Genomic DNA, 21,444 nt, shown 5'->3' on the forward strand with positions numbered 1-21,444 from the left:
TAACGAATCAAGGATTTGAACATAAGCGCAGTATCGTCATCTTCATAAAACTTGTTCATAAATGGCGATGTCGTGAATTGTTCCAAGAAGAGAAACCAGTCTTTATTTTGAATCATGAACGCTAATGAATTTTTCATAAACGTATAACAGAGCTCTTTGGCATCCAGCCCTTCATGAATATTCAAGACCATGCTTCTACTCAGCTTTTCCTTCACATTAAGATACAGCTTTAGTAATAAATCCTCCTTATTCTGATAATAAACATAAATGGTCGCTGAAGAAATCCCAGCTCGCTTTGCTATTTTTGACATCGAAATATCCACGAATCCAACTTCGTTAATGAGTTGGATCGTAGAATCAAATATGGCTTGATTTTTATTCTCGTCCTTATGTCTCATGACTGTATATTAAACGATCATTCGATTAAAGTCAAAGTTGTTGGTCGAGGAGCAATCCAGTTCGCCGGATTAGCTGGTATATACGCTAACCCGAACGCATCGTCAACCCGAATTGGTGCCGATCCTCAGTACATAATAATTTTTGTTTACAATTCTGACATCTTCAGTTCTTAGAATCGATCACATAAAGAAAAAATCTGACCATTCGGCGAATCTGCTTTGATTCATTAAATGCCTGGGATATCCTGTTGATTGTTTGCTACTTTAAATTTCGCGGATAAGCGAGGTTTGTTTTTAATAATACATACATGCATGCCAGTACCACAACCTTAACGCCAGCTTGCGCTTCTTTTACAATCTTGAGTCGCACTTCCACTTTCCACTTCTTACCTCTCCTCCCGATCATCTCCTTATCCCCAGTTAAAATGATTGGTCGGTGGCCTCCAATTTGATTAGGTGGCTTAGATCAAAAGTCGAAAGCTCATTTCAGTTGTTTGTTGGTTAATGTTTCCTCCAAGGATCGTGAACAGCAACCGGGGACGGCTAAATCCCAGCGATAAGGAAATAATGATACATGGCGATAACGACATGCAGAGTCGCCGTTCAAAACATCCGCTAAATGACTGAGGTGCCTACTATCCAAAATATAAGTTCTAATGGTGACCTGCCTGATGAATCACTCCATGATCAGATAAGCAAATCCTTAGAAGAGAATGAACTGATTCTCAGAAATACGTTTAAAAATTGTTATGATATCGTCTTTCGGCGTATCCAAATCTTCGGACAAATCAATGCTCTATTGGTTTATTTGGATGGTATGGTAGATACCAAGACATTGGATAACATATTGCTAAAACCTTGGATGTTAGAAACTCCACGTCCGGGATTGGGGGAGTTAAACGCTCTTGATTTGATGTTGGAACAACAGCTGGTCAGCATCGCAAAAACAAAAACTGTGGAGACGATAGGCGATATTGAACAAAGTATTTTATCTGCCAATGTCGTTATCCTATCGGATGGATTAAGTCATGCCGTTATTGCCGAATTAAAAGGCTTTGAACAGCGAGCCATTGAAGAGCCCGCCAATGAGACGACGATTCGGGGACCAAGAGAAGGCTTTACGGAAAACATTAATGTGAATACAAGCCTGGTTCGCAGAAAAATTCAGAGTACGAAACTTAAAATGGAGTCCATGACCGTCGGCAATCTTTCCAAAACGACTATTGTCATCGCCTACATTGAAGGACTCGCAATAGATTCGATCGTTGAAGAAGTTCGAAAACGAATTAATCGAATTCAAATCGATACCGTGCTTGGCGGGAATTTTATTGAGGAGTTCATAGAAGATCACCCGTTCACACTATTCCCGCAAGTGCAGAATACTGAACGCCCGGATATTGTCGCCTCAAGCCTTGCGGAAAGAAAAGTAGCGATTTTCATCGATGGCACTCCTTTTACATTGATCGTCCCCTGTTCCTTATGGAACGCGTTTCAGTCGGCTGACGATTATTACGAGCGGTTTTTATACGCTACCCTCATCCGTTGGCTGCGAATGCTATTGATTATCACTTCGCTATTCTTGCCTTCTATTTATGTTGCAATTACGACGTTTCATCCGCAATTGATGCCCACTAATTTTTTGCTCAGCCTCACATCTGCTCGCGAAGGGGTTCCCTTTCCGGCGGTCATTGAAGCATTTATTATGGAATTTTTATTCGAGGGTTTACGCGAGGCTGGCATTCGATTGCCGAGGCCAACCGGTTCGGCGGTCAGTATTGTCGGGGCTCTGGTTATTGGCCAAGCGGCCGTTCAGGCAGGGATCGTATCGGCTCCGATGGTCATCGTAGTTTCCCTTACAGGAATTGCATCTCTCATCTCCCCCAGATACAGCATGGGAGTGGCATTTCGAATGCTCCGTTTTCCGATGCTCCTTTTTTCAGGGATGTTCGGGTTATACGGAGTGACGATGGGATCTTTATTCCTTCTCATTCACCTGACAAATCTGGAGTCATTCGGAGTCCCTTATTTAAGTCCGATAACCCCATTATCAAGAACGGAAATTAAAGGACGTATTCATTCGTGCACCAAGATGGAGAATGCATACAATCCCCTTATCCGGTTCTACCCCTCATCAATTGCGATTCCCCAAAGGACAAAAGCCAGGCGGCAACCAAGGAGACGAAGCCTAATGAACCACCGCCCGACAGCTTTCCTATTTCTGATACTCTGTTTCGCTTTAACCACAGGCTGTTGGGATCGTGAAGAGCTAACGGACAGAGTCTTTGATCTTGCCGCATCGACTGATCTTAACAAGGATGGGACGTATTTAACTGCCGCTCAATTCCTTATTCCCTCCAGAATTGAGCAAAGCTCAAAAGGAGGGATCGGCGGTGAAAAACCTTATTTTATCGAGACGGGCAGCGGTAAAAGTATTCTGGAAGCCATTCAAAAAGCACGACAAAAACTTTCTCGCACGATCACACGCAGTCATCGACGCAACTATTACATTGGAGAAGACCTGGCTAAACATGGAATCAAAGAAATGTTAGATGCATTTTCTCGAGATCCGGGCAATCGAATCCGAATGGACATTTGGGTGGTCAAGGGAAATACTGGCTTGGAAGCTTTGCAAGTGCCCTACCCTCTGGAGAAAATTCCTGCCGTCGCTTCACTCAAAATACATAAAGCGGTTGGAGGTACCTCAGGCACATCCTATCTCGATTTTATGATGGCCTCCAGTTCCGAAGGAAGCTGCCCGACTTTGCCTGTCGTAGACATCGTACAGGGCGACTCGTCGCAAAAAACGATCCGATTTTATGGTCGCGCTATTTTTAACCACGATTACAAATTAGCTGGTTATTTAAATTTTGTAGAAGGCGCTTATCGTCAGTGGATTCTCAATGGGATATCTTTCTTGGACATAGAGGAAAATATCCCTGAAGCAGACGGGAGCGTCGGCGTCATCGTTACCAATTTTAGTAGCAAGCTAAAAAGCAGAATAACCTCGGAAAATAAGGTGAAGATGGAGATTGAACTAAGCGGAGTAGGACATGTTTCAGAAAACAATACGAATTTGGATCTTAGACGGCAGAAAAATTTGAAGCTTGTGCAGAACACAATCAATGAGAAAACGAGCGAGCATGTTCTTGAAATGGTCATTAAAGTTCAAAAGCAATATGGTACTGATGTATTTGGTTTCAATGAAGCCTTGAATCGTCAGCATCCAAGAGAATGGAACAAAATAAAAGGACAGTGGGATACGATATTTCAGGACATAAAAGTGACGGTCAATGTAAAGGTAAATATAAAAAGTATCGGCCTGGTCGGGCCGCCGCTTCAATTTAAGGAAGGTGATATTAAACAATGAAAATTTCCGGATATCAGCTTTTTTGGATGATTTTCTCGATGGAATTTGGGATGACGGCCATCTACAGCCTCTCGTCTGCCGCATTTTTCGCCAAACAAGACGCATGGATTTCAATCATCGTTGCAACCCTGATCTGTTTATTCACTACCTTTGTCGCAGTCAGATTAAGCCTCCTTTACCCGGAGCAAACATTTATTCAATACAGTCAGTCGATTCTCGGAAAATGGCTGGGAAAAATCATACTCGTTCCTTACCTTTTGATGTGGGTCTCCGTGACCGGAATCATTTTAAGGGAATATGCGGATTTTGTTTTCGCAGCATTATTTAGTTCGACGCCGATATGGATTGTCATTCTCATTATGTTAGGCGCTATCGTATATGTCACTTATTCCGGAGGTCTTAGAAGTATCAGTCGTTGCAGTGAAATCATCGGTCCTATTATCGTTTTAAGCGGTATTATCGTCATTTTATTAAGCTTGAAGGATTTGAACTGGCTTAGAATACTGCCGGTTTACTCCAACTCAGGATTGTTGCCCATTGTTAAAGGAGGTTTATCCCCTGCTTCCTTCCTAGCCGAATCCTTTATGGTGGTAATGTTAATCGCTTTTATGACCAAACCCGAGCGAGCTCTAGTCTCTTCCTTAGCCGGTGTTGCAGCCGCTTCATTCGCCGTTTTGGCCATGACATTGAACATCATTATGGTCTTAGGGCCGAATTTGCCGGCTAAATTTATTTATCCTATGTACTCTACAGTAACGTATATCTCTGTAATGGAATTTATCCAAAACGTTGATGTTTTAACAGTCTTGATTTGGATCATCAGCATTTTTATTAAAGCATCCCTTTATTTCTTTATTACCAGTTACGGTACTGCGCAATTATTTCACATCAAAAAATGGAAGCATACCGTTTGGTGGATAGCTCCTATTGTCTTTGTCATATCACTGCTGCCACAAAACACAAACGAAACCATGAATTTTGCGAAGTTTTGGCGTGATGTGATTTTTCCTGTAAATCTCGTCGGCATCCCGTTACTATTGTGGATTATTGGTTCTATTCGAAAAAAATACATATCAAGGTAGCACTCTCAGAGGCTTACAAGGCGCAACGGATCAGTGCTCAAGCACCGGCGCGGGCCGACCGCCAAACAGGGATCCTGTAGATAATCAGGTGTTTGCGTTACGAATCATAGATCCTGTAGATAATCAGGGGCTCTAAAGTTCAGAAATGGATAACACTAACCTCTAACCTCAAATCTCTATTTTTGTCTCCAAAAACGCAAGATACTTTGGGTCGTCTTCCATAAAAATCTCCATACCCGCGCCCATATAAGCCCGAGTTAACTCGTCAGCTGCCTTTTCAAAGTTTTCCTGTTCGTAATATAACTGCCCCAGCCGAAGATGAATAAACGGATTACCCAACCCGTTCGGACACTGTACGGCATTCAAAAAGCACTTGAGGGCCTTATCATAATTCTTCATACGATAGTGGACATCCCCGATAGCTACATATATCCAGGTGGCGGCCTCCCAATCTTGATGATTTTCAGGCAATAAACGGAGGGCGGCAATATAAGTTTGCTTGGCTGCCTCAAGATCGCCTGTCTTCACTAAATCATCCCCTTGTTTACAAAGTGCCCTAATTGCGGAATAAGTGGAGTCTGAGAGCTGCAACGCGATCTCTCCTGTTCTGTTCGAGTGGATGAATGATTTTTAGCCAATGATCGTTTGTTGGTTTTCATTATAGCGTCACCCAGATTAATAAATAAAGTTAACATAATACCTATTATGATTTCATTCCTAATACATAACAATCAACCGTCTGATTCTGAATTCAATTCACCCAAAGTATATTTGATTGCCCCCTGGCGAATACTTGGAACATATTTACCAGGAAATGGAGAGTTGCAATGCAGGCCAAGGAAAAGATCACGGGCACCCAATTGGGCTTTTTAATCTTTACTTTTATCATCTCGACGAACTTGTTGACCGTCCCTTCATTTTCGGTCATGTTTGCCATGCAGGATGCTTGGATATCGGAGTTGATCGCGCCCGCGACCGGTTTTGTGAGCATCTGGGTCATGTGCGAACTATCAAGGCGGTATCCCGGTCAGACGGTTGAACAATACAGCTCCCGTATTCTTGGGAAATGGCTTGGGAAATTAGTAGCGGCGAACTACGCCTATTATTGGTTTGTATCGATATCGACCATTACGATGCAGCACACGGGATTTGTCAGTACGCTTTTGCTCCCTGAGAGCCCTTTTATCGTGATTAGCCTGACTTTATTAGCCTTAACCGGCGCTGCGGCTTATCTAGGCATTGAAGTCATCGCCAGATCCAACGAGTTTCTGACCTTGCTCCTGCTCGTCTTGTTTATTCCGCTCCTGATCCTGACCATCATGGAAGCTAATGCCCATATGCTTAAGCCCGTTGTTGAGCATGGATTCGGAAGGGTACTCCAGGGCGCGATCAATCCCGCGGGAGGATTCATGAATCAGGTGTTTATTTTGGGGTGGCTCCTCCCTTATTTCCAATCGTCCGGCAAGGCGCGCAAGGTGTCCAATATTGCATTAGCGGGCGTTACCTTGATGTCCGTCAGCCTGATCATGCTTACGATTATGATCCTCGGTCCATTGACTGGGAAATTGACTTACTCGTTCTTGAGCGTGGTCCAATATATCGGAATCGAGGGGTCTTTCGAGCGTCTCGAAGCGATCGCGGTTTCGACCTGGGTAATCGGCTGCTTCATCAAAATATCGGTTTCCATGTTCATATTCAGCGTATGCGTAAGCCAGTTTTTCGGAATCCGGAATTACCGGGACCTCGTCTTTCCGCTCGCGCTGTTTTCCCTGATCGGCTCGGTCTGGATTTTCCCGAACGCGGCCGCGCTGCTGAACTATCTCGTTTTCACGTTCCCGATTCTGGCCTTTTGGAATCAAACGCTGATCCCTCTCTTGCTTCTGGTCGTGGACGCAGCAAAAAGAAAGACCGCTCCTTCAATGTCGTAACAAAAATTGTCCGATAGGCTCGAGCAATCGCTGAACCGGTAAAACGAAGCTCGGCAGCGTCATTCGGACAAGCAGCAAGGAACCGATGACGAGGGATATGCCCATCGTCGCGCCATATACGGCCGCTTCCCTGCCTTTTTGCTTGCCGAGCAACGTTCTCATACGCGCGATCGTCCATATCGCGCCCAATACGACATATACGACGAGGTAAGCGCTCATTCTCGGATCTCCTTTTTGCTCCATTGTAAGGGAGGACCGGCCATCCCGGCGCCGGCGATGGACAGCTTTACGACGACCTCGATGTCCGCCTCGGCGAATTTCCGTTCCCACTGTTTTTGGATCGTTTTCCATTGTTTCGGCTTATTTCGACGGAGTATTTGTCCGAAGCCGACGGCGTCCGCGTCGAATTGCTTTTGAAGCTTAAGCATGGCTTCCGACACCTGTTTTTCGGCGGATTTCTCCAGCGCCTGCTCCGCGAGCGCGATATTTTTCGGCCGCGAAATATTCAGATCGGTATTATTTTCGATCAGCGTGCCTTTCCCTTGCAGCAAGACCTTGAACCGGATGCGTTCCCCGCGGGTATCGGCCGTGATTTTCCTCCGGGCATGGGTGACGAGCATCCCGACGTTGCCCTGACCGTCCGGCAGCGCCGCGTTGATTCTCCCGTCCTCCATATGATCGGTCGCCCAATTGAGGGCGTCCGTCTCTTCTCCGTTCAATAACCCGACCATTCTCATCTCCTTGAACACGGCCGATCCCGCCAGCTTGAACAGCCGGGCTTTCACCTGTTCGTTTCCCTCCGGCTCGACCTCGATGGCGCCCATGATCGGATCGATTCCTGGGCTTGAGGCCGATATGAAAAACTCCCGCAGGTTGACCGCAATTTCGCTTTGCTGGCCCTCCATCTCTTTGACCGCTTCCATCGGCACCTGATCGAAGGGATATTTCGTCTGCAGCACTTTTTCCGCTTCGCCCCCCTTTACGACCATAATATAAGTACGCAGACGTTGCCGCGGGTCGTGTACGAATATGTCCAAAATGCCGTTGATTCCTTTCTTGCCCAATGCTTCGCCGATGAAGATCACGCTGCGATGGGCGGTGAACAGCTTTCGGGAGCTCTTCTTCTGCAGCTTTTCGAATGCCTCGTTCGCGTTTTTCCCGGTGGCCGATAGGACGAAAAACTTTTGCTGGGCTCCGCCGCCCGCAGCGCCGCCCTGATTCGAAGAAGGAATGGCGATCTGCAGCGACAGCTTGTAATCTCCGGTATCCGTCAGATCGAACGCGCTGCCTGTGATAAATGCGAGATCGTTGATTTCCGTTCGGTCCCAACAGCCGCTTAGGAGGCACGCGCATAAGAGGAGGCAAGCTTTGAAGCCTCGTTTCATGATCGTTTCCCCCGATACGGGCTTGGCTGCTGCCCGGCCGGCTCGCGAACCCGGTCGGCCGATCCCGACGCCTGCGGACGATGCCGCTTCGCCCAAATCGGCAACCGCATGAGCGTGTCCTTCAAGCTCGACGGCTGAATCGGTGCGAGCGGCGTCAAGTACGGAACGCCGAATGAACGCAAGGAAGCCACGTGCAGTACGATGCCTAAAAATCCGAGCACGATCCCGTACAATCCGAGCGTACCGGCCAGGAACAGGATCGGAAATCGCAGCAGCCGTACGCCGCTAGCGAAGCTGTAGCGCGGAATCGTAAACGTGGCGATGCCCGTGATCGACACGATGATGACGACCGGCGCGGAGATGATGCCCGCCTGCACGGCCGCCTGGCCGATGACGAGCGCGCCGACGATGCTGATCGCTTGCCCGATCTGCTTCGGCAACCGAATCCCGGCTTCCCGCAGCGCCTCGAATACGATTTCCATCAACAACGCCTCGAACAAAGCCGGGAAAGGAACGGACTCTCTGGCGGACGCGATGCTCAGCACCAGATTCGTCGGGATCATTTCCTGATGGAAGGTCGTAACCGCCACGTACAAGGAAGGCGCGAAAATGGCGATGAAAATGAACAAAAATCGGATCCAGCGTACGAAGGTGGCAACGGGCCAGCGAATATAATAGTCCTCGCTCGCTTGAAGGCCGGTCCAAAACGTCATAGGGACGATGAGCACGAACGGCGAATTGTCGACGAGAATGGCGATTTTACCTTCCAAGAGTTCGGCTGCGACGACGTCGGGCCGTTCGGTACTGTGCGTCTGCGGGAACGGGGAGTATGGGAGGTCTTCGATAAACTCCTCGATGTAACCGGAATCCAGAATGCCGTCGATCTGAATCCGTCCCACTCGCTCGCGCACCTCGCCGATCAGCGATTCCGTCGCGATCCCCGCGATATAAGCCAGTACGACCTGCGTCCGGGACAGTTCTCCGACCGTGACCGACTCCATTTTGAGCCGCGACGTCTTCAGCCGGCTGCGAAGCAATCCCATGTTCGTGGAAATGTTTTCGATGAATCCGTCTCTCGGTCCGCGAATGACCGGCTCGGAGGAAGGCTCTTCAAGGCTTCGCTGCTTGATGCCGTCAGCCTTAACCAATATTGCGACGCTGTCGCCGTCTTGAAGCACGGCCGCTTGACCGTTCAATAACTGACGCACGATCTCATTGACGTCGGACGACAGCCGCGCGGACGCCGACGTGATCAGCCGGTCTTTCAGCGCTTCCGCGCCGGACTGCTCCGAGTCGGCTTGCCCCGTCCCGCGCGACATCAGCGGTTTTAGAATATGATCGTCGATGACTTGTTCGTCCGTCAAACTGGCGATATAGATGACCAGCAGCGATTCCTGTCGTTCAAAGCGAACGCGCCGGAAGACGATATCGGAGCAATCCTCGAAAACGTGCCGGAACGTCGCTTCGTTCAGCTCAAGCGAAGCGGTTAGCCTCGCTTCCTCATCGCCCGCCGTATCGAGCGACTCCTGCATGGCGGGGTACTTCGGATTCTGTCGCATCCATTTCCTCAGTCGTCTCAAATGAGATGCCCTCCCTAAAAGAACCCGCGATGGCTATATTTTCCCAATCGGAGCCTGAAAATATGCGACGCACGCCTGCGAGGCGCGCAATATGCAAAATCCCCTTTCCGCCTACGAAAAAAAGCACGCCTTAAAGGCGTGCCTTCTATGCCAGAATCGGCAGCTATCTCGCGATGGCGCCGACGACCGGGTGCGGTACATACGGTTGTTCGAGCGATGCGATCTCTTCCGGCGTCAGCTTGACGGACAGCGCCGGTATCGCTTCATCGAGCTGGGACATGCTCGTCACGCCGATGATCGGCGACGTGACGGTCTCCTTTTGCAGCATCCAGGCGAGCGCGATCTGTACGCGAGGAACCCCGCGCCGTGAAGCGATCGCCGCGACCCGGTCCGCGATCGGCCGGTCGGCCGCTTGCATCGCGTCGTACTTCGTCCGCTGGGCTTCGTCGGTTTCGAAGCGAGCCGTCGTATCGCCCGAATCGCGCAGCAGTCTGCCTGATGCGAGCGGGCTGTACGGGATCACTGCGATTTTTTCTTCCTTGCAAAGCGGGAGCATCTCCCGTTCCTCTTCCCGGTACTGCAGGTTGTAATGGTTTTGCATAGAAACGAATCGCGTCCATCCGTTCTTCTCCGCCGCATGCAGCGCCTTGAGGAACTGCCAGGCGAACATCGCGGAGGCGCCTATATATCTTGCTTTGCCTGCCTTAACTACGTCATGCAAGGCCTCCATCGTTTCTTCGATCGGCGTGTCGTAGTCCCAGCGGTGAATCTGATATAGATCCACATAGTCGGTTCCGAGCCGCTTCAGGCTGTTGTCGATCTCGCTTAAGATCGCCTTCCGGGACAGCCCGGCGCCGTTAGGTCCAGGACGCATGCGAAAGTGCACCTTCGTCGCGATGACCACTTCATCCCGGTTCGCATAATCCTTCAATGCCCGACCGACGACCTCCTCGCTCGCGCCCGTCGAATAAATATTGGCCGTATCGAAAAAGTTGATGCCCAGATCAAGCGCCTTTTTGATGATCGGACGGCTGTTCTCCTCGTCGAGAATCCACGGATGCGTCCAACGGCTCGCGTCTCCGAAGCTCATGCAGCCCAGGCAAAGCCTGGATACGTCCAGCCCGGTATTCCCCAGTTTCACGTACTCCAATTCGATCATCCTTCCTCCATCGGGTTGTCCCTGCCACAATCTATAATAGCTCAGATGGAGGATTCATCCTAATGGCAATGCGCTTAGCGCTTGGCTCGTCGCTCTTCGCACGGCGGGCGCGATCTCTGTCGCGAGAAGTTCGATGCTCTCCGCCACTTGATGGAAGGGTTGTCCGCCGATATCGAGTTGAGCCAAAAATCGCCTGTGACCGAACAGCTCGTATTGACGCAGGATTTTCTCCACGATCTGCGCCGGGCTGCCTACGAACAATGCCGTCTCGGGACCGGCCATCCGTTCAAAATCGGACCGGTCCATCCGGAATGTCATCCCGCGCTGACGGTTCACGTACGACCAGTAGTTCGAATAATAAGGAAAAAACGCTTCTTTGGCCTGCTGCGTGGTTTTTGCGAAAAAGCCGTGTCCCGTGATGCCGATCTTTAACCGCTCCGCATCGTGTCCCGCCAGCTTGCCGGCTTCCCGGTACGCTTCCGCCAGCGGCAGAAATCTCGCAGGATCGCCGCCAAGCATCGCGATCGCCATGCCGACGCCGTGTCTGCCGGCTCTGGCCGCGCTTTCTACCGTTCCGCCTACGCCTACCCAGATCGGCAGCTTCTGCTTAAGAGGACGGGGTGCGATCTCCGCATTGGTAAAAGAAGCGCGAAACCGTCCTTCCCACGTAGCCTTTTCCGATTCGTTCAGCTTCAGGAAAAGCTGCAGATGCTCTTCGAACAACGCATCATAGTCCTTGGTGTCGTAGCCAAAAAGAGGAAATGACTCTACGAAAGCGCCTCGGCCGGCGATAATCTCCGCGCGCCCGTCCGAGATTAAATCCAATGTCGCGAAATCCTCGAATAGACGTACGGGATCCATGGTACTCAGGACGGTTGTCGTGCTCGTTAATTTGATCCGACTCGTGCGCTGGGCGATAGCGGCCAGCACGACTGCCGGCGATGACGCGGCGTAATCCAAACGATGATGCTCCCCGACCCCGAACAGGTCTAAACCCGCTTCGTCGGCGAGCTTCGCGGCTTCGATAATCTCTTTGATTCTTTGCCTGGCGCTAATGGTTTGATTCGTGTAGGGATCCGGAACGATATCCCCAAGCGTATAAAGTCCGATCTCGATTCCCGCGTCCGCGAGCAGTTCCTCTCCCATCTCTATGTCCCCCTGGCTTACCTATTTCTATATACGGGATAACCGGTAAACTTAAAATCTCTCCCCACCGTCTCAATGCTCAGATCGCTTACGTCTACGGCGTCGTTCATTTTTTCCATGCCCGTCCCTTCTAAAAAAGAAGGCGCATCGCGGCCGCCGATCAATTTGGGAGCCATATAAATCACGAGCTTGTCGACGAGCCGGCGTTCGAAGAAGGAAGCGTTAATCTCGCTGCCGCCTTCGATCAACAGCGAAGAAATCATCTGTTCGCCTAAGACGCGAACAACCTCAGCCGGATCGACCCTGCCGCTCCGCCCGGTTACAAAGACAGTGACGCCTGCCGATTCCAATGCCTCTTTCTTGTCGCGATCGTAGGACGGCGTCGTAAAAACCCAGGTCGGCGCTTCCCCGTCCGTTACGACCTTCGCATCCAAGGGCAGGCGCAAGGTGGAATCCAGGACGATCCGAACCGGATTTCTCCCGTTCGGCAATCTCGTCGTCAACTGAGCGTCGTCCTTGACGATCGTGGTGACGCCGACGAGTATCGCGACGTTCTGGTTGCGGAGCAGATGAACGTCCTCGCGCGCGGCATCCGAGGTGATCCATTTGCTGTCGGAGGCGTAGCTCGCGGTCTTCCCGTCCATCGTCACCGCAGACTTCAGGGTTACGAATGGAATCCGGTGGACGATGAATTTATTGAACACTTCATTCATTTTCCGGGATTCATCCTCTAAGACGCCGACGATGACCTCGATACCCGCTTCTCGCAAAATGGAGACGCCTCTTCCCGACACCAACGGGTTCGGATCCAGCGCAGCGATGACCACGCGCCGAATGCCCGCTTCTACGATCGCCACCGCGCAAGGCCCCGTCCTGCCGTGATGCGAACAGGGCTCAAGCGTGACATAGATGGTGGCGCCCCGCGTATGCTCGCCAGCCATGCGTATCGCATGAATCTCCGCATGGGGCTCGCCGGCCTTCATATGGACCCCGACGCCGACGATTCGGTTGTCGTTCACGATAACCGATCCGACCAGCGGATTCGGGTCCGTCTGGCCCTTCATGGCCATCGCGTTGTGCAAAGCGAGCCTCATGTAAAATTCGTGGTTAGTCATTGTTGCAGCAGCCTTCGCCATCGTTCAGATGTCCTGCGCGCTCGATTTTCGTTTTCAAATATTTCTCGTTATACTCGGACACGTCGCCCCACAGCTGAACGCGGTCCTCCACGTCCAGGCCGGCTTGACGCAGCGCTTCTAACTTCTTCGGATTGTTCGTAATGAGCGTGACGGGCTTCGAACGAAGCGCCTTGAGCACCTTGATCGCATCCCCGTAATCGCGCGAATCGTCCACGAAGCCGAGCTGGAGATTCGCATCGACCGTGTCGTACCCGTTTTCCTGCAAAATATAGGCCAGCGCTTTGCTGAACAATCCGATCCCGCGGCCTTCATGGTTCGCCAGGTAAAAGATCGCGCCGCTGCCGTGCTCGGCGACATGCTTCATCGATTGCTTAAGCTGATAGCCGCAATCGCAGCGCTTGCTGCCGAAAATATCGCCGGTATGGCAAATCGAGTGGAACCGGATGAGCGCATGCTCCGCGTGTTCGAAGTCGCCATGGACGAGCACGCTCGACTGCTGCATCTCGGCCAGGTTGGCGGACGACAGCTTCGCGATGATCCGCTCGAAGTCTTCGGTCACTTCGTCGCAGTTCAGCCAGCAGTACCATTTGAACTCGACGGTTTCCCCGAGTAGGTTGACCGGGAGTTTAATGGGGCCGACCAAATAAATGGCGCCTTTTTCGGCGTCGATTAATTTCACTTTGCCTTGAAGATGGGCGAGGACTTGAGGATCGAAATGCTGTGCGACCTGCATGCGAATGACTCCTTTATTTGGTTTTCCGGTTAATCCTGCCTTATCTTGCGCAAAAGACCCGTCTTTTAATTGAATGACCGGCAGCGGACATCTATTTTCTTATTAAAACTGAAAGCTGAGATTGCTCCTAGGCATTGAATAATGCGATCGACTGGGTTTAGAATAATACATATAAACCATTGTTTAAACTAGGCACTTTTTTTAGGCATAGTCTAAAAAAGTAAACCATTTGATTTGACGGGGGTTAAGGCATATGCCAGCTGAAAATCACGAAGAATTCGATGAATTTGTCGGATGCAACTTTACGACTTCCCTTGACATTCTAGTCGGAAAGTGGAAATTCATGATCATATTCCAACTCATGACCAACGAAACCATGAGATACAATGAGCTTCTACGAGCGATACCGGGCATTAACAAAAGAATGCTCACCCTGCAGTTAAAGGAATTGGAGTACCATAAAATCATACACCGCAAGGTTTTTAACCAGATTCCTCCAAAAGTAGAGTACTCGTTTACGCAACACGGAAAAAGTCTGCTTCCCGTCATTCGAGTGATGAGCGATTGGGGAGAAACGCATGCGCAGTATTTAGTAAAGGAATATGGCGAAGAAAACGTGGGGACGCTCATGAATCGACTTAAAAACACGCCGGACAACGAAGTGTTCAATAAAGCAACCTCAAATTAAACGAACTCAAATAAAGGCATCTCTCTATTAGAGAGATGCCTTTTGCAAAGCGATATGATGCGTTACGATAAATACTCGCAAAACACCAGACGGTTGCCGAACGGATCCGCGACGGTGCATTCTTCGGAGTTCCAAGGCGTTTTTTGCAAGCCAGGTCTGGCGTAGGCGTACTTTTTGCCGATCAGTTCCTTTTGTAATTCCCGCACGCCGTTCATGTTGATTCGGATCGCCGCACCGGGGCAGCAATCTCCGTGATGCTCGCTCAGATGAATCTGAACGCCGTCTTTGGAGATCTGCATATAGAGCGGCATATCCGGTTCGAACCGATGCTCCCAATCCAGCGAAAATCCCAGAAAGTCCATATAAAACGTCTTTGCTTTGGCTTCGTCGAAAATGCGCAGAATCGGTACGATTTGCGAAAGTTGCGCCATGGGCCGGCCTCCATTCGATCGATTGGGCTTGCTCTCCTTCGAATGATTCGCTGCCGGCCCCGGTTTATCCTCTACGCTTCGTTCGATCCGCCTCGCAAAACGATGCGCGGCGCTTCGGAGAGACCGAATCGCACGAAAGCGTAGCGGTCCAAATAAATATTCGTGCCAGGCTCGATGTCCCTGTCCGTCCACCCCGGTTTGTCCTTGAAGCTGTCCGGACCGACCTTATACACTTCGCCCTTAAGATGATGATGCGGGCCGAGCGTATTCCGGCAGCTGCTCGTCAGCTCGAGCTCGATCCGATTGTCCCCCATGCGCAGATAATCGGTAATATCCGCTTCATAGGGCTCCCAGACAAAGGCGCGGACTTCGCGTCCATTGATCCAAAGTCTGCTGACGATTGCATCGGGCGCGGACGGGAACTGCCAGCTTGCGCTTGACCAGCCCGCTTGATCGATCCGTACCGTCTGCTCGAGCCTTGCGTTTCCGGCAAAGAACGGAAACCCCTGACGGACCAAATCGTCCGCCATAACGAGATCCGGCAGCGCAGCAATCTTAAACGGCCCTTCGTTAAAGACAGCCCGCCGCTCGCCGTCCGTAAACGGCGCTTCGGAGCTTACCGCGAACGCGCCGAGCAAGTACACGCTCTCGAGCTCGGTATCAAGCGTCAGCTTGTTGCCCTCCGACTCGAACCGTTCGGCGCGTTCGAGCGCTTCAAGCGTGCTCGGCGACAGGCGGAACTCCGTCTCCAGCAGGATCGTATTGCGCCCTTGGCAGATCTGCCCGCGAATATCTACCTTTTTGAAAGAAGTATCCATCCACCAGCCGCATTCGGTCGATTCGACCGGCTGCCCGTTTACGCGGATGACGCTGCTAGCGGGATCCTCCATGGCCAGATAAAATTCGCGATCGCCGGCGACGTCCGGCGTCGCATAAAATTCGAACTCCAAAGCGATGGGAACCGTTCGCCGCATGCGCAGCAGCTGATCTTGGATGAGAATGATGGGCCGACGCTCGGACCAGTCGCCGTCCGCGATCCGGATCCGGCATGTATCGAGCGTCAGGCTGTTTAAGTCGGAAGCAACCAGGCGCCAAGCGCGATCCAGCGGCAAAGCGACGGACCGGACATCCGCAACGTCCGGAAATTTTAATGGCGGCTCCGAAGCGCCGGGCACAAGCTGTAGAACATACGATTGCGCGGGGTACAGCTTCAGCCGAATGCGAGCGCCGTCTTCCGTCTCGGTCCAAATTAAAGGTACGATCTCGCCGCTTTCCAAATCGATCCGCGATACCGAGCCTTTTCTATTAAAATAGAAATCGATCTCGCCGAAGTCGCGGTCGCCCGAATTGACGACGTAATAGATCATCGCCCCGTCTAGCTCCAGCGTCTGGACGTTGATCTCGTCGGAGGCGATCGGCGATCCCGAGCCGTCCGCCAAGGCGACGAACGGCGGAGCGGCCTCGGCGACGCGCGCAGCCAATGCTTCCCGGCTCCAGCCGGGCTGAACGGCAGCTGCGAACAATCGTTCGGATGCCGCATCGTAGACACCGCCGACCCAGAGCGGGTACGGCGAAAAGGCAATCAAGCAGCCCCCCTGCGATACGAAGCGTTGCAGCAGCTCGAAGGTCATCTCGCCAATAGCGACGCCTGGCGGCACGATCACGACGCGATAAGCCGCTTGCCCGACGATAAACCGACCGTCCCGGACGTCGCCATGGCGCTCGATCAGACTTTCGCTTCCGTAGTCGTGCTCGATCAACGATTGGCACAGCCAGCGGGTCAGCTGGGCGAACGCGTCGTGATACGGCCGGATGCCCGAAGCGTCGCGGCCGGTTTGTTCGACCCAGGCCGTTCGAATCGGATGGAGCAGCAGCACTTCGGCCTGCCGGACGCCTTCGGACAGCAGCATCGTCAGCCTGGCGAAGTAGTCGTTGAATAGACGGTAATCCTCCCACCAAGGCTGTTGATAAAACAAGGAAGGCGGGTAATCGCGCTTGCGCAGCCCTTTAAGCGAATAACTCTGCAAATGCTGGCACATCAGGTTAATGCCGTGGACGAACTGCCATTCTCCGATCCGCTTCAGATCCCTCAGGCTGACGTTCCAGCCCGAACAGCCGAAGCTTTCCGTGATCGCCAGCTTTTTGCCGAGCTGACGCGCGGCCGAGCCGACCTGCTTCGGCACGATCGGATCTTCGCCGACGAACCGCCCCAGCCAGTCGCAGCCGGGAATTTGCAGATACTCGTAAAAGGCGAGCGGATCGCCCACGGAACTTACCTGGTTCATGAGCGTCTGCTCGTCGACGACATGGCCGGTGGCGGACCATCCCCTCCGCCCGCACCATTCCCCGATCTGCTTCGCATAAGCTTCCGTGAACATCGCGGTCACGCAGCGCCAATAGTCGTACCGCGCCTTGCGGCTGCCGTCCGTCTGAAAAAACAAGGCGGGCAGCGCCGCGCGCAAGCGATAGCCGCATCTCTCTTCGAACGCCGCTTCGAGCTCGAACGACCAAGGCAGCTCCCTGCGCGCGAATTGCGGCTCGTCCGTGAACACGCCCTTGATCGCCGAACCGAACGATTCGCCGAACCGCGTCCAGTACGCCTCATAGACCTCGTCGATGAACGCGCCGACCGCCATCTTGCTTAACGTATCGATATAAAAAGGATTTACTTCGTAATACACGCGCAAATCCGACCGCTGGTCCGCATCGTCCCCGGAAGACAGCTTATAGCCTTGTTCCGTGATCTCGTAGTACGCGATCGTCTGCGCGGTACCGTTTCGAAACGGCGCAAACTCGTACGCGAGGCGTTTTTGCTGATAGGCCGGACCGAGCGCGGGAACCTTTCCGTCCCCGAAGCCGCTCGGCCAGCCGTTCTCGTCGTACAGCCAAGGCTCCATGCCGAGCTCTCGCGCTTTCTCGATGCACAGGCCGATCGCTTCCATCCAGGCATCGGACATATAGAGCGTCTTGAGCCCGCCGCGCGCATGCATGAAGAAGCCGCCGATGCCGGCAGCATGCATCTCCTCGATCTGCCTGGTCAGCTCGGCCGCCTCCAGCTTATCGTTCCAGGACCATAGCGGCACCGTGCGGTAACGCGCCGGCGGGCGATTCAACCGTTCCCATACCGTCTCTTCCATCTGGCATACACGCTCCCTTTCCTACGGCTTACTACCTTCTTGTCCTATCCCTTCAAGGAGCCGGCCGTCATTTGCATAAACGATTTGTTCGCAAAAAGATAAACGGCCAGCATCGGCACGATCGACAGGCAAGCGCCCGCCATCATGAGATGCGTCTGCGAGGCCGCGGAGATGCCGTACTTGAGGCTCGCGAGCCCTACGGTGAGCGTCTGCAGCTCCGGCTTGCTGAGCGTGAACACGAACGGCAGCAGATACTCGTTCCACGCCCCGCGGAAAGCGAACAGGGCGCATACGCCAAGCCCCGGCGTCAGCAGCGGAACGACGATCCGCATAAAGGTTCTGCCGCGGGAGCAGCCGTCGATCAGCGCCGCTTCGTCCAGCTCCTTCGGGATGCCGCTCATAAAGCTGTACAAGATGAAAAAGGCCGATGCGTGCGCGCTGATCAGGATCAGGACGACGCCCCACAACGAATCGTGCAGATGCAGCCGGATCATCAGCTCGAACTGCGGACGGAGCACGACTGCGCCGATCGCCACGAACATCGTAAAAGCCTGCATGCCGACATACAGCCTCTTGCCGGGAAAAGCCATCCGGTCGACGACGTATGCGGCCATCGAAGACACGAGCAAGATGCCTACCGTCGAAGCGGCCGAGACGAACAGGCTGTTCAAGGTGTACGTCGAAAATTTCGCCTGCCGCCAGGCCTCCGCGTAGTTGCGAAGCTGCCAGCTTGACGGAAGGATCGTAGCGCCCGCCGTCAGCTCGGCGTTGGTCTTGAACGAACCCAGGATCGTCACCAGGATCGGGAACAGCGTCAAAAACGCGGCGATGAGCAGAAACGCCCACAGCGCGGCCTTCCAAACGAGTCGCATGCGCGCATCCCTCCCTTAGGCGTATCGATTCATCCGCTTGGAGCCGAAGTAATAGAGCAAAGTGATCAATCCGACGATGATGGCCGTAACGAACGCGACGGCGCTTCCATATCCGATCTCCTGGATTTGCGAAGCCGCGCCGGTGCCCGCAGTCGGGAAAAACAGCTTGTAGACGTAGAGAAACATGACGTTCGTCTTCCCGATCGGTCCGCCGTCCGTCAGCACCATGATGCTCTCGTAGCCCTTGAGCGCATTGATGATCGCCAGCATGACGATCATTTGCATGACGGGACCGAGCATCGGGACCGTCACGTAACGAAATTGCTGCAGCTTGTTCGCGCCGTCGAGCGAGGCGCTCTCATAGACGTCTGCCGGTATGTTTTGAAGGCCGGCGATAAACAGCAGCATATAATTGCCGACGGCGCCCCAGACGGAGACGAGCACGACCGTCATCATCGCATGATCCGCGCCCAGCCAATCGACGGCGCCGCCGATCAGCTTGTACTTCAGCAGAAACTGATTCAATACGCCGTTGTAGGCGTTAAAAATCGCGAAAAAGACGACGGCCATGACGGCGGTGCTGACGATCGTGGGCAAAAAAAAGACGGCCCTCAAAATCTGCCGTCCTCGAAGTCCCCGGTTCAGCACGACCGCCAGCAGCAGCGCAAACGGAATCGACAGCGCCAGCTTGCCGCCCGCGTACACGAACGTATTGGATACGGCATGCCAGAATTCGCCGTCGCGCATGACGCGCGCGAAGTTGTCCAGGCCGATAAACGTTTGCTTCCCGTAACCTTTGTAGTCGTAAAACATGTAACGCATCGCCCACGCGATCGGATAAATGCCGAGAACCAACGTGAGCGCCAGGCTCGGCATCAAAAATCCGTACGAAAACGCAAGCTCCTTCGTTTTCCTCATCGTTCATCCGCTCCTTGCCGTCGTTGCTGTCAATCGAATGCGGGGACCGGTCCGCCCCGGCCCTTTGCGCATCGGTCGCTGCCGCGGACCGGTCCCCGCGCGGTTCAGCTTGCGTATTGCCCGGCGAGCTTCGCCGGATCGAAGTCCGCGTCAGGCTCGGCGACGACGTCGCCGCTCGCGATCGCGGCGTCGAGCGCCGTAGTGTAACGCTTGTTCAGGTCCGCGATCAACGCATCCAGATCCCCGCCGTCAAGGATATACTTGAAGAAAACGTCGTCCGATTTGGCGCCCTGCACCGGCACCGCCGGGTAGACCGGCCAAACCCCGTCATGCGCGTTCGGGAGGAAGCCGTCGATGCCGTACACCTCTGGCTTGGCCGCGACTTCGCTGACCGATGGCACCATCGAGATGCCGAAGCCCTTCTCCTGGTACTGCTGAAGGATCGGATCGCCGTACATGTACGACATGAACGTCCATGCCGCATCCTTGTGCGCGGACTGCGAGCTGATCGCGAGCCACTGGCCGCCCAAAAAGCCGGAGGCGCCCTTGACGTTGCCGTCGATGGAAGGCGCGGGCGCTGCAGCCCATTCGATTTTCGCCGGGAACTGGGATTGGTACACGCCCGCCTCCGCCGAGAACGAAAGATACATCCCGATCTTCCCTTCGGCGAACTGCGCGCGCAGCGGATCGATGTCGAGCGATTCGACGCCGGGCAGCATGCTGCCGTCGTCCCTCATCTGCTTGAAAGCTTCGATGATCGGCTTAAACGGCGTAAAGTCGTAACGCGCAGCCTTGAAGTCGTAGCCGAAGCCGCCGAAGCCGCTGATCTCGGCGATGACGCGGGCGGAGCGGCCAAGCGCGCTGCCGGGGCTTTTGAAGTTTTGCGCGAAGCCGTATTCCCCGTTCGCCTTGCCGACGGCCGTAATTTTTTTGGCGTCCGACACGAGCTCCGCCAGCGTCGTCGGCGGATTGGCGATGCCCGCTTTTTGGAACAGCTCTTTGTTGTAGATGAGCCGCATCGTCGTCCCGTAGTTAGGCAGGCTGTACCGTTTTCCGTCGAAGCTGTTCAGCGCGTCCATCTGAGGGAACTTGGCCCGCAGCTCGTCCGACAAGTAATCGTCGATCGGCGCCAGATAGCCTTTTTTATAAAACGTCTGGATCGTATTTTCCTTGACGCGGATGACGTCGGGCGCTTCGGAGGTCTGGAACGACATGTCGAGCGCCTGGTCGAAGTCGTCGCCTTTGACGACGAGTTCCACCTCGATCCCGTCCGTATTGGTGCGGTTGAAGTCGTCCACCTTTTCCTTGATGAACTCCGAATCGTGCCGGTCTCCGGTCCAATAGACGATCTTCGTTTTGTCCCCGGCCGCGCCGCCGTCCCGGCCGTCCGCCGAATCTTTGCCGCTGCAGGCGGCCAGGCTGCCGGCTAGCGTCGCGCTTAACGCGGCGAGCATCAGCTGCTTTTTGTTCATAGAATCGTTGAC

The 21,444-nt window shown here is 53.1% G+C and carries 18 protein-coding genes and 1 pseudogene; 5 read left to right on the plus strand and 14 right to left on the minus strand.

Going from position 1 to position 21,444, the window contains the following annotated elements:
- The coding region (locus BM235_RS09975; protein ID WP_255374297.1) for a TetR/AcrR family transcriptional regulator at positions 1-323 on the minus strand (323 nt) is incomplete at its 3' end.
- 694 nt (positions 324-1,017) lie between these two features.
- On the opposite strand from BM235_RS09975, the pseudogene BM235_RS32930 reads away from it, so the two are divergent.
- The 3 genes and pseudogenes from BM235_RS32930 to BM235_RS09990 all read left to right on the plus strand — a co-directional run bounded on the left by BM235_RS32930 (position 1,018) and on the right by BM235_RS09990 (position 4,847).
- A pseudogene (locus BM235_RS32930) lies at positions 1,018-2,587 on the plus strand (spore germination protein).
- On the plus strand, positions 2,587-3,765 hold the full coding sequence (locus tag BM235_RS32935) for a Ger(x)C family spore germination protein (protein ID WP_158543754.1): 1,179 nt from the start codon (positions 2,587-2,589) through the stop codon (positions 3,763-3,765). The pseudogene BM235_RS32930 and the gene BM235_RS32935 overlap by 1 nt, the downstream one beginning before the upstream one ends.
- Positions 3,762-4,847: a GerAB/ArcD/ProY family transporter gene (locus BM235_RS09990; RefSeq protein WP_090112308.1), complete on the plus strand. Its 1,086-nt coding sequence runs from the start codon at positions 3,762-3,764 to the stop codon at positions 4,845-4,847. Before BM235_RS32935 ends, BM235_RS09990 begins: the two co-directional genes overlap by 4 nt.
- A gap of 168 nt (positions 4,848-5,015) precedes the next feature.
- Here BM235_RS09990 and BM235_RS09995 read toward each other — a convergent pair whose 3' ends face one another.
- Positions 5,016-5,438: a tetratricopeptide repeat protein gene (locus BM235_RS09995; RefSeq protein ID WP_090112310.1), complete on the minus strand. Its 423-nt coding sequence runs from the start codon at positions 5,436-5,438 to the stop codon at positions 5,016-5,018.
- 236 nt (positions 5,439-5,674) lie between these two features.
- Between BM235_RS09995 and BM235_RS10000 the strand changes: the two genes are divergently transcribed.
- Positions 5,675-6,775 carry a GerAB/ArcD/ProY family transporter gene (locus BM235_RS10000; RefSeq protein WP_090112311.1) on the plus strand — a complete coding sequence of 367 codons (1,101 nt, stop codon included), beginning with the start codon at positions 5,675-5,677 and terminating at the stop codon, positions 6,773-6,775.
- Here BM235_RS10000 and BM235_RS10005 read toward each other — a convergent pair.
- From BM235_RS10005 to BM235_RS10035, 7 genes are all read right to left on the minus strand, one after another.
- A complete protein-coding gene (locus tag BM235_RS10005) occupies positions 6,764-6,994 on the minus strand; it encodes a hypothetical protein (RefSeq protein ID WP_090112312.1) in 231 nt (76 codons plus the stop codon). The two genes, BM235_RS10000 and BM235_RS10005, sit on opposite strands and share 12 nt — an antisense overlap.
- Positions 6,991-8,160: a Ger(x)C family spore germination protein gene (locus BM235_RS10010; RefSeq protein ID WP_090112313.1), complete on the minus strand. Its 1,170-nt coding sequence runs from the start codon at positions 8,158-8,160 to the stop codon at positions 6,991-6,993. Before BM235_RS10010 ends, BM235_RS10005 begins: the two co-directional genes overlap by 4 nt.
- Positions 8,157-9,719, minus strand: a complete 1,563-nt coding sequence (locus BM235_RS10015) for a spore germination protein (RefSeq protein WP_369803506.1) — start codon at positions 9,717-9,719, stop codon at positions 8,157-8,159. Before BM235_RS10015 ends, BM235_RS10010 begins: the two co-directional genes overlap by 4 nt.
- 184 nt (positions 9,720-9,903) lie before the next feature.
- Positions 9,904-10,890 (minus strand): aldo/keto reductase, encoded by a 987-nt coding sequence (locus BM235_RS10020; RefSeq protein ID WP_090113500.1) that lies wholly within the window; start codon positions 10,888-10,890, stop codon positions 9,904-9,906.
- Positions 10,891-10,953: 63 nt separating this feature from the next.
- Positions 10,954-12,045: an LLM class flavin-dependent oxidoreductase gene (locus BM235_RS10025; RefSeq protein ID WP_090112317.1), complete on the minus strand. Its 1,092-nt coding sequence runs from the start codon at positions 12,043-12,045 to the stop codon at positions 10,954-10,956.
- 17 nt (positions 12,046-12,062) lie between these two features.
- Positions 12,063-13,160 carry a bifunctional diaminohydroxyphosphoribosylaminopyrimidine deaminase/5-amino-6-(5-phosphoribosylamino)uracil reductase RibD gene (gene ribD, locus BM235_RS10030; RefSeq protein ID WP_090112319.1) on the minus strand — a complete coding sequence of 366 codons (1,098 nt, stop codon included), beginning with the start codon at positions 13,158-13,160 and terminating at the stop codon, positions 12,063-12,065.
- Positions 13,153-13,914, minus strand: a complete 762-nt coding sequence (locus BM235_RS10035; protein WP_090112321.1) for a GTP cyclohydrolase II — start codon at positions 13,912-13,914, stop codon at positions 13,153-13,155. Before BM235_RS10035 ends, ribD begins: the two co-directional genes overlap by 8 nt.
- 253 nt (positions 13,915-14,167) lie before the next feature.
- On the opposite strand from BM235_RS10035, the gene BM235_RS10040 reads away from it, so the two are divergent.
- On the plus strand, positions 14,168-14,602 hold the full coding sequence (locus BM235_RS10040) for a winged helix-turn-helix transcriptional regulator (RefSeq protein ID WP_090112323.1): 435 nt from the start codon (positions 14,168-14,170) through the stop codon (positions 14,600-14,602).
- Between the two features lie 62 nt (positions 14,603-14,664).
- Here BM235_RS10040 and BM235_RS10045 read toward each other — a convergent pair whose 3' ends face one another.
- From BM235_RS10045 to BM235_RS10065, 5 genes are all read right to left on the minus strand, one after another.
- On the minus strand, positions 14,665-15,033 hold the full coding sequence (locus BM235_RS10045; RefSeq protein WP_090112325.1) for a glyoxalase superfamily protein: 369 nt from the start codon (positions 15,031-15,033) through the stop codon (positions 14,665-14,667).
- Between the two features lie 71 nt (positions 15,034-15,104).
- Entirely contained in the window at positions 15,105-18,170 is a 3,066-nt protein-coding gene (locus BM235_RS10050) for a glycosyl hydrolase (protein WP_090112327.1), read from the minus strand.
- Positions 18,171-18,214: 44 nt separating this feature from the next.
- Positions 18,215-19,042 (minus strand): carbohydrate ABC transporter permease, encoded by an 828-nt coding sequence (locus BM235_RS10055; protein WP_090112348.1) that lies wholly within the window; start codon positions 19,040-19,042, stop codon positions 18,215-18,217.
- 15 nt (positions 19,043-19,057) lie between these two features.
- Positions 19,058-19,960 (minus strand): carbohydrate ABC transporter permease, encoded by a 903-nt coding sequence (locus BM235_RS10060; RefSeq protein WP_090112352.1) that lies wholly within the window; start codon positions 19,958-19,960, stop codon positions 19,058-19,060.
- Positions 19,961-20,064: 104 nt separating this feature from the next.
- Positions 20,065-21,432 carry an ABC transporter substrate-binding protein gene (locus tag BM235_RS10065; protein WP_090112354.1) on the minus strand — a complete coding sequence of 456 codons (1,368 nt, stop codon included), beginning with the start codon at positions 21,430-21,432 and terminating at the stop codon, positions 20,065-20,067.
- Positions 21,433-21,444: the final 12 nt, after the last annotated feature.

It is taken from the genome of Cohnella sp. OV330 (assembly GCF_900112065.1).
Taxonomy (GTDB): Bacteria; Bacillota; Bacilli; order Paenibacillales; family Paenibacillaceae; genus Cohnella.